A 12081-nucleotide genomic window follows, 5' to 3' on the forward strand; every position below is an offset into this window, starting at 1 on the left:
GCGCCGTTCTCAACGGGGTGCTGCATCACAGATGTGCGCTGAGATAATACCCGTCGAACCTGATCCGGATAACGCCGGCGAAGGGATTTGAGGCTGTCGCTCAAAATCCTTTGCCACTCAACTTTGAGGTGCAAAGTGTTAAAAAAAGTTCTTCCCCTGCTGGCGCTTTTTGCGCTGCCTGCTTTTGCGAAGCCCGTCCTGACGGTCTACACCTATGACTCCTTCTCTGCCGACTGGGGCCCTGGCCCGGTAGTCAAAAAAGCCTTTGAAGCCGACTGCGGCTGCGAGCTGAAGTTTGTCGCGCTGGAGGACGGCGTTTCGCTGCTCAACCGTCTGCGTATGGAAGGCAAAAACAGCAAAGCCGACGTGGTGCTTGGTCTGGATAACAACCTGCTGGACGCCGCCTCGCAAACCGGGCTATTTGCCAAAAGCGGCGTAGCGACGGATGCCGTTAACGTGCCGGGCGGGTGGAAGAACGACACCTTTGTGCCGTTCGACTACGGCTACTTTGCGTTCGTGTATGACAAAAACAAGCTGAAAAGCCCGCCAAAGAGCCTGAAAGAGCTGGTTGAAAGTGACCAGAAGTGGCGCGTAATTTATGAAGATCCGCGTACCAGCACCCCGGGCCTTGGCCTGCTGCTGTGGATGCAGAAAGTCTACGGCAATAAAGCCCCCGAAGCGTGGCACAAGCTGGCGGCCAAAACCGTCACCGTCACCAAGGGCTGGAGCGAAGCCTACGGCCTGTTCCTGAAAGGCGAAAGCGACCTGGTGCTGAGCTACACCACCTCTCCGGCCTACCACATCATCGCCGAGAAGAAAGACAACTATGCTGCTGCTGACTTCGCCGAGGGCCACTATCTGCAGGTGGAAGTCGCCGCGCGTACCGCCGCCAGCAAACAGCCGGAGCTGGCCGAGAAGTTCCTGAAATTTATGGTTTCACCAGCGTTCCAGAACGCCATTCCCGCGGGCAACTGGATGTATCCGGTGACTAACGTGACGCTGCCTGCAGGCTTCGACCAGCTGACTAAACCAACAACCTCGCTCGAGTTTACGCCGCAGCAGGTCGCCGCGCAGCGTGCCGCATGGGTAAGTGAATGGCAACGCGCCGTCAGCCGCTGATTCCCGGCTGGTTAATCCCCGGGCTGCTTGCCGCCGTTCTGATGGTGGCGGTCAGCCTGGGCGCTTTTCTTGCGCTGTGGCTTAACGCGCCGGAGAGTAACCTGCTCGCGCTCTGGCACGACGGCTACCTCTGGCACGTTATCCGGTTCTCCTTCTGGCAGGCGTTTCTCTCTGCGCTGCTTTCGGCGATCCCGGCCATTTTTCTGGCGAGAGCACTGTATCGGCGGCGTTTTCCAGGCAGGCAGGCGCTGCTGCGCCTGTGCGCCATGACGCTGATCCTGCCGGTGCTGGTAGCCGTGTTTGGCATCCTGAGCGTGTATGGCCGTCAGGGCTGGCTGGCCTCTCTTTTTACGATTTTAGGGCTGGAGTGGACCTTCTCCCCCTACGGGCTGAAGGGCATTCTGCTCGCGCACGTCTTTTTCAATATGCCGATGGCTACGCGCCTCTTTTTACAGGCGCTGGAAAATATCCCCGGTGAGCAGCGGCAGATTGCCGCCCAGCTCGGCATGCGCGGCTGGTCCTTCTTCCGCTTCGTTGAGTGGCCGTGGCTGCGCCGCCAGATCCCGCCCGTGGCGGCATTAATCTTCATGCTCTGCTTTGCCAGCTTTGCCACCGTGCTGTCTCTTGGCGGAGGGCCGCAGGCCACCACCATTGAGCTGGCGATCTATCAGGCGCTGAGTTACGACTACGATCCGGGCCGCGCCGCGTTATTAGCGATAGTACAAATGCTCTGCTGTCTTGCGCTGGTGCTCCTGAGCCAGCGCCTGAGCAAAGCCATTTCTCCCGGCAGTAACCAGATAGCAGGCTGGCGCGATCCGCAGGACAGCCTGCACGGCCGCATCACCGATTTTATCCTTATCGCGCTGGCGCTGGCGCTTCTGCTGCCGCCGCTGATGGCCGTTATCGTCGATGGCCTGAACCATAATCTCCTGTCAGTGCTGCAACAGCCGATCCTCTGGCAGGCAACGTGGACCTCGGTACGCATCGCGCTGGCTGCCGGACTGCTCTGTGTTACCCTGACCATGATGCTGCTCTGGAGCAGCCGTGAGCTCTATGCCCGGCAGGCCCGTAAGGCCGGACAGGCGATGGAGCTAACGGGAATGCTGATCCTGGCGATGCCCGGCATCGTGCTGGCAACGGGGTTCTTTTTACTGTTCAATAGCACCATCGGCCTGCCGGAAAGGGCCGACGGCATTGTGATTTTCACCAACGCCCTGATGGCCATTCCTTACGCGCTCAAAGTGCTGGAAAACCCGATGCGCGACGTGAACAGCCGCTACAGTTTGCTGTGTCAGTCGCTGGGCATGCAGGGCTGGCAGCGGCTGAAAGTGGTGGAACTCCGCGCCCTGAAACGCCCGCTGGCGCAGGCCCTGGCCTTTGCCTGCGTGCTGTCGATTGGTGATTTCGGCGTGGTGGCGCTCTTCGGCAATGAAGATTTCCGCACCCTGCCGTTCTGGCTGTACCAGCAAATTGGCTCTTACCGCAGCCAGGACGGCGCGGTCACGGCGCTGTTACTGCTCGTGCTGTGCTTTACGTTATTTACCGTTATCGAAAAACTTCCGGGGCGCGATGTTAGAACTGACTGATGTAACCTGGCTTTACCAGCACCTGCCGATGCGCTTCACGCTCTCCGTGCGCCAGGGGGAGATGATTGCCGTGCTTGGCCCAAGCGGCGCGGGGAAAAGTACGCTGCTTAATTTGATTGCCGGTTTTTTGCAACCGGCGAGCGGATCGATAGTGATTGAAAACCGGGACCATACCCGAACTCCGCCGGCAAAGCGTCCGGTCTCAATGCTGTTTCAGGAAAACAACCTGTTTACCCATCTGACGGTGCGGCAAAACATCGCGCTGGGAATGCATCCGGGACTAAAGCTGAACGACGCCCAGCGTCAGAAGCTGGAGAGCATTGCCGCACAAATGGGGATCACCGAGTTCATTGACAGGCTGCCGGGTGAGCTTTCCGGCGGTCAGCGTCAGCGCGTGGCGCTGGCACGCTGTCTGGTACGCGCACAGCCGGTGCTGCTGCTGGATGAGCCGTTCTCTGCGCTCGATCCTGCTCTGCGTCAGGAGATGCTCGCCCTGGTCCAGGACGTCTGTCAGCGCCAGCAGCTGACGATGCTCATGGTGTCGCACAGTATTGAAGATGCCGCACGGATTGCGCCGCGATCGGTGGTGATCGCCGAAGGGCGTATTTTGTGGGATGGAAAAACAGAAGAACTGCTGAGTGGTAAAGCGGGGGCGTCTTCACTGTTGGGCATTCGTGCGGTCTGATGCCCTCACCCTTGCCCCTCCCACAGGGAGAGGGTACAAACATCAAAAACGGCAACCCGTTGCCGTTTTGCTTTGACCTTGTGCGGTCTGATGCCCTCTCCCTTTGGGAGAGGGAAAACACCTTAACGGCTCACCACTTTCATTAGGATCTCTACGTACACCGGCATCAGCGGGTGGCGGATCAGCGCCACCAATGCCACCACCGCAACCCCCAGCATCAGCGGAGCCAGCCAGAGCAGACGCGTGCGGGGAAGATAGCGCGTCAGGCGATCGACGCTCGCCTTCGCGCTGCGCCACAGCCGCCAGCAGAGCCAGACCGCCAGCCACAGCAGCACCGCCGTTCCCAACAATAGCCACTTAAACTCGCCGCTCTGCATCCCTTCAGGAATATCAACGGTTGCACCGGCGAGGATCCCCGGCAGGAAGTAGAACGGCGGCCAGAAAACGCAGCCGATGATGTTCGGCACCACGAATTTCGCGACGGGCAGATCTAACATCCCCGCCACCATCGGCACCAGCGGACGCGTAGGCCCAACGAAGCGGCCAACGAGGATGGTGAACATGCTGTGCTGATGCAGCGCGTGCTCGGTCTTATCCAGCAGCGCCTTGTTCTTTTTCATGAATGACCAGCGGTGCAGCGGCTTTTTAAAGCGCCACCCCAGCCAGAAGGAGATCCAGTCGCCCAGTAAACAGCCGACGATACCGGCCATCCACGCCTGCCAGAAGTTAACCTCACCGCTGCCGATAAGCGCGCCAAGCCCCGCCATCATCACGGTGCCGGGCAGGATCAGCCCAACCAGCGCCAGCGATTCCAGAAACGCCACCAGCGCCACGGCGATGAGCGAATACATAACGGACTGGGTAATAAAGTGTTCCAGCAATGCCTGCATAACTATTCCGGTCAGAAAACGAATCAGGGATTCTGCTTAGCGCCCTGTACCGCGTCAAGACATCAATTGTCTGAATAGTTTACAGGGTGCTTTCTGAGTTCACCTGTTTGTTTATCTTTATTTACCGATCATTCACATCCGGCGCGGAATTCGCTCGGGCTGGCGCCGGTGCATTTTTTAAAGACGCGAGAGAAATAGAGCTGATCTTCAAAGCCCACGTTGCGCCCCACGGTCGCGACGGGCATTCGGGTGGTGCTGAGCAGCAGCTTCGCCTGGCTGATGCGCTGATCCTCGCGCCAGCTGAGCACGCTTACGCCAAGCTGCTGGCGGAACAGGTGTGACAGGCGAGACGGCGAAAGACAGACGTGCTGGGCGACGCTGGCAATATCAAACTGGCTGTCGGCCAGGTGATCGCTGATGTACTGACAGGCGTCGCGCACGCGGTTATCCAGCGGCGGGTTGAGCGACTCGTTGATCGCCTCCATCCGGCGCAGTAGCACCTGTTCAAGCAGGTTAATCGCCAGCAGCTCTGCATAGCGTCCGCCGGCCTGTCCCGCCTCAATAATCTGGGCAAACAGCTCGCGAAACTGCGACAGATGCGCCTCATCCGGGCGATAAAAACCGGTGTGCGCAAAAATGGCGGGCCACGAAAGCCACTCCTGCCAGTAAGCGCGCGGGCGGAAGTAGACCCACTGGTGATACCACTCTTTGGCATCCGGGTGACGGCCGTAGTGGTGGATCTCCCCCGGCGGAAACAGCAGCATATCGCCAGGGCGGCAAACAAACTGCTGGTCGCCGTTTTTAATGACCCCCTCACCGCGCACGGTGAGATTCAAAATATACCCTTTCATCCCGAGCGGGCGGTCGACGTAGAAATCGAGATAGCCTTCTGCTTCGATAGGCGTCAGCCCCGCGACCAGATGGGCGTTAAACGAATAACCCGGCAGGAGCGGATCGTTTTGCGGTTCAGCCATAAATTCAATACTCCCAACGGTCCTGAAGGAAACCAATTGTCCATATCGTTAAAAGCAGTATAAAAACGGCCCGTGAAAAGCGCCAAACGGTATTACGCTTCTTTTACGGCCGCCATGATTCAGCCTTCCCCCCTGATTTTTCCGCCATGACGGGCAGATGAGCAGTAACAAAAGTGTCTATAAGTACGGCAGAAATGTCCACATTGAATATTTGCACGGCGTCACACTTTCAATCGTAACAGCAATTTAGTCCATAAGATTAGCGGATCCTGCCTGACGATTTTCGCCCCCAGTCTCTAATGTTCTTCCATACCTGTTTTTTGATGGAGCAACACCATGGCAATTGCGATTGGCCTCGATTTTGGCAGCGACTCGGTTCGCGCGCTGGCGGTGGACTGTACGACCGGCCAGGAAATAGCAACCAGCGTTGAGTGGTACCCGCGCTGGCAAGAAGGGCGCTACTGCGATGCGCCAAACAACCAGTTCCGTCACCATCCGCGTGACTATATCGAGTCGATGGAAGCGGCGATGAAAGCCGTGCTGGCTGATCTCAGCGAAGAACAGCGTGCTGAGGTTGTCGGCATCGGCGTCGACAGCACCGGCTCGACGCCTGCGCCTGTTGATGCCGAAGGCCGCGTGCTGGCCCTGCGCCCTGAGTTTGCTGACAACCCGAACGCCATGTTCGTACTGTGGAAAGACCATACCGCCGTCGAAGAAGCCGAAGCCATCACCCGCCTGTGCCATCTGCCAGGCAAAAGCGACTACTCGCGCTACATCGGCGGCATTTACTCCAGCGAATGGTTCTGGGCCAAAATTCTGCACGTCACCCGCGCTGACGCGGCGGTCGCGCAGGCTGCCGCATCGTGGATTGAGCTGTGCGACTGGGTGCCTGCCCTGCTCTCCGGCACCACGCGTCCACAGGATATCCGCCGCGGCCGCTGCAGCGCCGGGCATAAATCGTTATGGCATGAAAGCTGGGGCGGCCTGCCTCCGGCCGCGTTCTTCGATGAGCTAGACCCCATCATCAACAAGAACCTGAAATACCCGCTGTTTACCGACACCTTCACCGCCGATATTCCGGTCGGCACGCTCTGCGAATCGTGGGCGAAACGCCTGGGGCTTTCGCAAAACGTGGCCATCTCCGGCGGCGCGTTTGACTGCCATATGGGCGCAGTAGGCGCGGGCGCTCAGCCCAATACCCTGGTGAAGGTCATCGGCACGTCTACCTGCGACATTCTGACGGCGGATAAAGCCACCGTCGGCGACCGCGCGGTGAAAGGCATCTGCGGCCAGGTTGACGGCAGCGTGGTGCCGGACTTTATCGGCCTTGAAGCCGGTCAGTCCGCGTTTGGCGATATCTACGCCTGGTTTGGCCGCGTGCTCGGCTGGCCGCTGGACCGGCTGGCGGCGGCGCATCCTGAACTGAAAACCCAGATAGCCGAGAGCAAAAAGCAGCTTCTGCCACAGCTCACCGAAGCCTGGGCGAAAAATCCGTCTCTCGAACACCTGCCGGTGGTGCTGGACTGGTTTAACGGCCGCCGCACGCCGTTTGCCAACCAGCGCCTGAAAGGGGTCATTACCGACCTTAATCTGGCAACCGACGCGCCTGCGCTGTTCGGCGGCCTGATTGCGGCCACCGCCTTCGGCGCGCGCACCATTATGGAGTGCTTCACCGAACAGGGCATCGACGTGAACAACGTGATGGCGCTCGGCGGCATCGCCCGTAAAAACCCGGTGATCATGCAGGCCTGCTGCGACGTGCTGAATCGTCCGCTGCAGATTGTGGCCTCCGATCAGTGCTGTGCCCTGGGCGCGGCAATTTTTGCCGCCGTGGCCGCAGGAGTGCATGCAGACATCCCGGCCGCGCAGCAGCACATGGCGAGCGCCGTCGAAAATACCCTTCAGCCCCGAGCCCAGCAGGCGCAACGCTTTGAACAGCTTTATCAGCGCTATCAGCAATGGGCAAAAAGCGCCGAACTTCACTATCTCCCTGTCGCCGCCCCGGCCAAAAGCACCGCGGACACTACGGCAACCCTGACACATTAAGGACACGATGATGACCATTTTTAATAACTATGAAGTGTGGTTTGTGATTGGCAGCCAGCATCTGTACGGGCCGGAAGCGCTGCAGCAGGTGACGAAACACGCGGAGCACGTGGTTAACGCGCTGAACGCTGACGCTAAACTGCCGTGCAGGCTGGTGCTGAAACCGCTGGGCACTACGCCTGACGAAATTACCCACATCTGCCGCGACGCCAACTACGACGATAAATGCGCAGGTCTGGTGGTGTGGCTGCACACCTTCTCACCGGCCAAAATGTGGATCAACGGTCTGTCTATCCTCAACAAGCCGCTGCTGCAGTTCCATACCCAGTTCAACGCTTCCCTGCCGTGGGACAGCATCGACATGGACTTTATGAACCTGAACCAGACCGCGCACGGCGGCCGAGAGTTCGGCTTCATCGGCGCGCGCATGCGTCAGCAGCACGCGGTGGTGACCGGCCACTGGCAGGATGGTAAAGCTCAGCAGCGTATCGGCTCCTGGATGCGCCAGGCGGTCTCTAAGCAGGATACCCGCCACCTGAAAGTGGTGCGTTTTGGCGACAACATGCGTGAAGTGGCGGTCACGGACGGCGATAAAGTCGCTGCGCAGATCAAGTTCGGCTTCTCCGTGAACACCTGGGCCGTGGGCGACCTGGTGCAGGTGGTGAATGAAATCAGCGATGGCGACGTGAGCGCGCTGGTGGACGAATACGAAAGCAGCTACCGCCTGACCGCTGCGGCGCAAATTAACGGCGACAAGCGCCAGAACGTGCTGGACGCTGCGCGCATCGAGCTGGGCATGAAGCGCTTCCTGGAACAGGGCGGCTTCCACGCCTTTACGACGACCTTTGAAGATCTCCACGGCCTGAAACAGCTGCCGGGTCTGGCGGTGCAACGTCTGATGCAGCAGGGCTACGGCTTTGCGGGCGAAGGCGACTGGAAAACTGCCGCTCTGCTTCGCATCATGAAGGTGATGTCAACCGGTCTGCAGGGCGGCACCTCCTTCATGGAGGACTACACCTACCACTTCGAAAACGGCAACGACCTGGTGCTCGGCTCGCACATGCTGGAAGTGTGCCCGACGATCGCCGTAGAAGAGAAACCGATCCTCGACGTGCAGCACCTCGGCATTGGCGGTAAAGCGGATCCGGCACGCCTGATCTTCAACACCCGCACCGGCCCGGCGATCAACGCCAGCCTGATCGACCTGGGCGATCGTTTCCGCCTGCTGGTGAACTGCGTCGATGCGGTAGAAACGCCGCACTCGCTGCCGAAACTGCCGGTCGCCAACGCCCTGTGGAAAGCACAGCCAGACCTGCCAACCGCGTCTGAAGCCTGGATTGTGGCCGGTGGCGCGCACCACACCGTCTTCAGCCACGCGCTTGACCTCAACGACATGCGTCAGTTCGCCGAGCTGCACGATATCGAGCTGACCGTCATTGATAACGACACCCGCCTGCCCGCCTTCAAAGACGCGCTGCGCTGGAACGAAGTCTATTACGGTTCAAAACGCTAAGCCCTGAATGCCCGGTGGCACTGCGTTTACCGGGCCTACGATTCTGTAGGCCCGATAAGCAAAGCGCCATCCGGCAGGAGACAACAATGTTAGACGATCTCAAACGTCAGGTGCTCGAAGCCAACCTGGCGCTGCCGAAACATAACCTCGTGACCCTGACCTGGGGTAACGTCAGCGCCGTTGATCGTGAAAAGGGCGTATTCGTGATCAAGCCTTCCGGCGTGGATTACACGGTGATGACCGCAGAAGACATGGTGGTGGTCAGTATTGCCACCGGCGAAGTGGTGGAAGGGAAGAAAAAGCCCTCCTCCGATACGCCAACCCACCGCCTGCTGTATCAATCCTTCCCGACCATCGGCGGCATTGTGCATACCCATTCGCGTCATGCCACCATCTGGGCGCAGGCGGGTCAGTCCATCCCGGCCACCGGCACCACCCATGCGGACTACTTTTACGGCACAATTCCCTGCACGCGCCTGATGACCGATGCGGAAATCAACGGGGAGTACGAGTGGGAAACCGGCAACGTGATTGTCGAAACCTTCGAAAAGCAGGGTATCGACGCCGCGCAGATGCCGGGCGTGCTGGTGCACTCGCACGGCCCGTTTGCCTGGGGCAAAGATGCCGAAGATGCGGTGCATAACGCCATCGTGCTCGAAGAGGTCGCCTATATGGGGATCTTCTGCCGGCAGCTTGCTCCGCAGCTGCCGGATATGCAGCAAACTCTGCTGGATAAACATTACCTGCGCAAGCACGGCGCAAAAGCGTATTACGGGCAGTAGCTTGTAGGCTGGATAAGCGCAGCGCCATCCGGCAAAACAGACACTGTATAAAACCCCAGCAAACACCCCTTAACCAGGCTATAATCAGGCCTGGTTTTGTTTTTGGGGTAACGCCGTGACGCAGGCGCAAGAAGGCTTTTTACTGACCCGACACTGGCGGGATACGCCTCAGGGCACTGAGGTTGAGTTCTGGCTGGCGACGGACAACGGCCCGCTTCACGTTACGCTGCCTGCGCAGGAATCCGTGGCCTTTATTCCTGAAGCCCACGTCGAAAAAGTGAAGCAGCTGCTGCGCGGCGAAAGTCACTGGCGCCTTACCCCGCTTGAACTTAAAGATTTCCACCGTCAGCCGGTTTACGGCCTCTACTGCCGCGCCCATCGGCAATTAATGCGCTATGAAAAACTGCTTCGTGAAGCAGGCGTGACGCTTTATGAGGCCGACATCCGCCCGCCTGAACGCTTTTTGATGGAGCGGTTCATCACCGCCCCCGTCTGGGTTGATGGCACCGCGCAAAACGGCAGGCTCGTTAACGCGCGCCTGAAGCCCAACCCGCACTATCGCCCGCCGCTGAAGTGGGTCTCTCTGGATATCGAAACCACCCGCCACGGCGAGCTTTACTGCATCGGCCTTGAAGGCTGCGGGCAGCGGGTTGTCTATATGCTTGGGCCACCGAATGGCGATGCGTCTACGCTCGATTTTCATCTTGAATACGTCAACAGCCGCCCGCAGCTGCTGGAGAAGCTTAACCAGTGGTTTGCCGAGCACGATCCCGACGTGCTGATCGGCTGGAACGTGGTGCAGTTCGACCTGCGCGTCCTGCAAAAACACGCCGAGCGTTACCGCATCCCGCTAATGCTGGGGCGCGGAGGCGGCGAGCTGGAGTGGCGCGAGCACGGTTTTAAGAATGGCGTTTTTTTCGCGCAGGCTAATGGTCGCCTGATTATCGACGGCATCGAGGCGCTGAAATCGGCCTTCTGGAGCTTCTCCTCTTTCTCGCTTGAAGCGGTGTCGCAGGAGCTGCTCGGCGAGGGCAAATCCATTGACAATCCGTGGGACAGAATGGATGAGATCGACCGACGCTTTAACCAAGACAAACCGGCGCTGGCGACCTATAACCTGAAAGACTGCGAGCTGGTCACGAAGATTTTCCATAAAACCGAGATCATGCCCTTTCTGCTGGAACGCGCGACGGTGAACGGCCTGGCTGTCGACAGGCACGGCGGATCGGTGGCCGCGTTCGGCCATCTTTATATTCCCCGCATGCACCGCGTGGGCTACGTCGCCCCCAACCTCGGCGACGTACCGCCGCAGGCCAGCCCGGGTGGGTATGTGATGGATTCACGCCCAGGGCTTTACGACTCCGTTCTGGTGCTGGACTACAAAAGCCTGTACCCGTCGATTATCCGCACCTTCCTGATCGACCCGGTAGGGCTGGTTGAGGGCATGGTGCAGCCGGACGATGCGCACAGCACGGAAGGCTTCCTCGGCGCACGTTTTTCGCGTGAAAAACACTGCCTGCCGGACATCGTCGGCAGCATCTGGCACGGCCGTGATGAGGCTAAACGCCAGGGAAACAAGCCGCTTTCGCAGGCGCTGAAGATCATTATGAACGCCTTCTACGGCGTATTAGGCACCAGCGCCTGCCGCTTCTTCGATCCGCGTCTGGCCTCCTCCATCACCATGCGCGGGCACGAGATTATGCGCCAGACCAAAGCGCTGATTGAATCCCGGGGCTATGACGTTATCTACGGCGACACGGACTCCACCTTCGTGTGGCTGAAAGGCGCACACGCGGAAAACGACGCTGCCCGCATCGGTAAAGAGCTGGTGGCTTTTGTGAACGACTGGTGGAATACCCATTTGCAAAAAGAGCGGCTAAGCAGCACGCTCGAACTCGAGTTTGAGACCCATTTTGCCCGCTTTTTAATGCCCACCATTCGCGGGACCGATCAGGGCAGCAAGAAGCGCTACGCCGGGCTGATTCAGGAAGGCGACAAGCAGCGGATGGTCTTTAAGGGACTTGAAACGGTGCGCACGGACTGGACCCCGCTGGCGCAGCAGTTCCAGCAAACCCTCTACCTGCGGATCTTCCGCAACGAGCCGTATCAAGACTACATCCGCGAAACCATCGCCAGCCTGATGGCCGGCGAGCTGGATAACCAGCTGGTTTACCGCAAACGCCTGCGCCGCCCGCTGGCGGAGTATCAGCGCAACGTCCCGCCGCACGTGCGCGCCGCGCGTCTGGCGGACGAAGAGAACGTACGGCGGGGGCGCGCCCAGCAGTATCAAAACCGGGGCAGTATTAAGTACGTCTGGACCACCAGCGGCCCGGAACCGGTTGATTATCAGCAATCGCCCCTCGACTACGATCACTACCTGACGCGTCAACTTCAGCCGGTCGCGGAGGGAATTTTGCCCTTGATCGACGATGATTTTGCTACACTAGTGACAGGGCAACTTGGCCTATTTTGACGCGTGACGAAAT

At 59.2% G+C, this 12081-nt stretch carries 9 protein-coding genes and 1 riboswitch; of the genes, 7 read left to right on the forward strand and 2 right to left on the reverse strand.

Features of this window, described 5'->3' with window-relative positions; genetic code table 11:
* The first annotated feature begins 3 nt into the window (after nucleotides 1-3).
* Nucleotides 4-104, forward strand: a riboswitch (TPP riboswitch).
* Nucleotides 105-135: 31 nt separating this feature from the next.
* From thiB to thiQ, 3 genes are read left to right on the forward strand one after another with little or no spacing between them, the layout of a single operon-like run.
* A complete protein-coding gene (thiB, locus tag D5067_RS19210; RefSeq protein WP_119935555.1) occupies nucleotides 136-1119 on the forward strand; it encodes a thiamine ABC transporter substrate binding subunit in 984 nt (327 codons plus the stop codon).
* Nucleotides 1095-2705 (forward strand): thiamine/thiamine pyrophosphate ABC transporter permease ThiP, encoded by a 1611-nt coding sequence (gene thiP, locus D5067_RS19215; protein WP_119935556.1) that lies wholly within the window; start codon nucleotides 1095-1097, stop codon nucleotides 2703-2705. Before thiB ends, thiP begins: the two co-directional genes overlap by 25 nt.
* Nucleotides 2689-3390, forward strand: a complete 702-nt coding sequence (gene thiQ, locus D5067_RS19220; protein WP_119935557.1) for a thiamine ABC transporter ATP-binding protein ThiQ — start codon at nucleotides 2689-2691, stop codon at nucleotides 3388-3390. Before thiP ends, thiQ begins: the two co-directional genes overlap by 17 nt.
* 122 nt (nucleotides 3391-3512) lie before the next feature.
* On the opposite strand, the gene D5067_RS19225 is transcribed toward thiQ, so the two are convergent.
* Both D5067_RS19225 and araC read right to left on the reverse strand, forming a co-directional pair.
* The gene (locus tag D5067_RS19225; RefSeq protein ID WP_119935558.1) at nucleotides 3513-4280 is read right to left on the reverse strand and encodes a DedA family protein; all 768 of its coding nucleotides are present in this window, start codon (nucleotides 4278-4280) and stop codon (nucleotides 3513-3515) included.
* A 128-nt stretch (nucleotides 4281-4408) separates the two neighbouring features.
* Nucleotides 4409-5254: an arabinose operon transcriptional regulator AraC gene (gene araC, locus D5067_RS19230; protein ID WP_119935559.1), complete on the reverse strand. Its 846-nt coding sequence runs from the start codon at nucleotides 5252-5254 to the stop codon at nucleotides 4409-4411.
* A 336-nt stretch (nucleotides 5255-5590) separates the two neighbouring features.
* On the opposite strand from araC, the gene araB reads away from it, so the two are divergent.
* From araB to polB, 4 genes are all read left to right on the forward strand, one after another.
* Nucleotides 5591-7300, forward strand: coding sequence for a ribulokinase (araB, locus tag D5067_RS19235; protein WP_119935560.1), 1710 nt, complete (start codon nucleotides 5591-5593; stop codon nucleotides 7298-7300).
* Nucleotides 7301-7310: 10 nt separating this feature from the next.
* The gene (gene araA, locus D5067_RS19240; protein ID WP_119935561.1) at nucleotides 7311-8813 is read left to right on the forward strand and encodes an L-arabinose isomerase; all 1503 of its coding nucleotides are present in this window, start codon (nucleotides 7311-7313) and stop codon (nucleotides 8811-8813) included.
* Between the two features lie 86 nt (nucleotides 8814-8899).
* Nucleotides 8900-9595, forward strand: a complete 696-nt coding sequence (gene araD / locus D5067_RS19245; protein ID WP_119935562.1) for an L-ribulose-5-phosphate 4-epimerase — start codon at nucleotides 8900-8902, stop codon at nucleotides 9593-9595.
* Nucleotides 9596-9710: 115 nt separating this feature from the next.
* A complete protein-coding gene (gene polB, locus D5067_RS19250; RefSeq protein WP_119935563.1) occupies nucleotides 9711-12068 on the forward strand; it encodes a DNA polymerase II in 2358 nt (785 codons plus the stop codon).
* Nucleotides 12069-12081: the final 13 nt, after the last annotated feature.

This window comes from Enterobacter huaxiensis, assembly GCF_003594935.2.
Taxonomy (GTDB): Bacteria; Pseudomonadota; Gammaproteobacteria; order Enterobacterales; family Enterobacteriaceae; genus Enterobacter; species Enterobacter huaxiensis.

Excerpts from the sequence above, each read along its gene's own strand:
- thiP (WP_119935556.1), top strand. The coding sequence starts at position 1,095 with ATGGCAACGCGCCGTCAGCCGCTGATTCCCGGCTGGTTAATCCCCGGG.
- thiQ (WP_119935557.1), top strand. The coding sequence starts at position 2,689 with ATGTTAGAACTGACTGATGTAACCTGGCTTTACCAGCACCTGCCGATG.
- D5067_RS19225 (WP_119935558.1), bottom strand. The coding sequence starts at position 4,280 with ATGCAGGCATTGCTGGAACACTTTATTACCCAGTCCGTTATGTATTCG.
- araC (WP_119935559.1), bottom strand. The coding sequence starts at position 5,254 with ATGGCTGAACCGCAAAACGATCCGCTCCTGCCGGGTTATTCGTTTAAC.
- araB (WP_119935560.1), top strand. The coding sequence starts at position 5,591 with ATGGCAATTGCGATTGGCCTCGATTTTGGCAGCGACTCGGTTCGCGCG.
- araA (WP_119935561.1), top strand. The coding sequence starts at position 7,311 with ATGACCATTTTTAATAACTATGAAGTGTGGTTTGTGATTGGCAGCCAG.
- araD (WP_119935562.1), top strand. The coding sequence starts at position 8,900 with ATGTTAGACGATCTCAAACGTCAGGTGCTCGAAGCCAACCTGGCGCTG.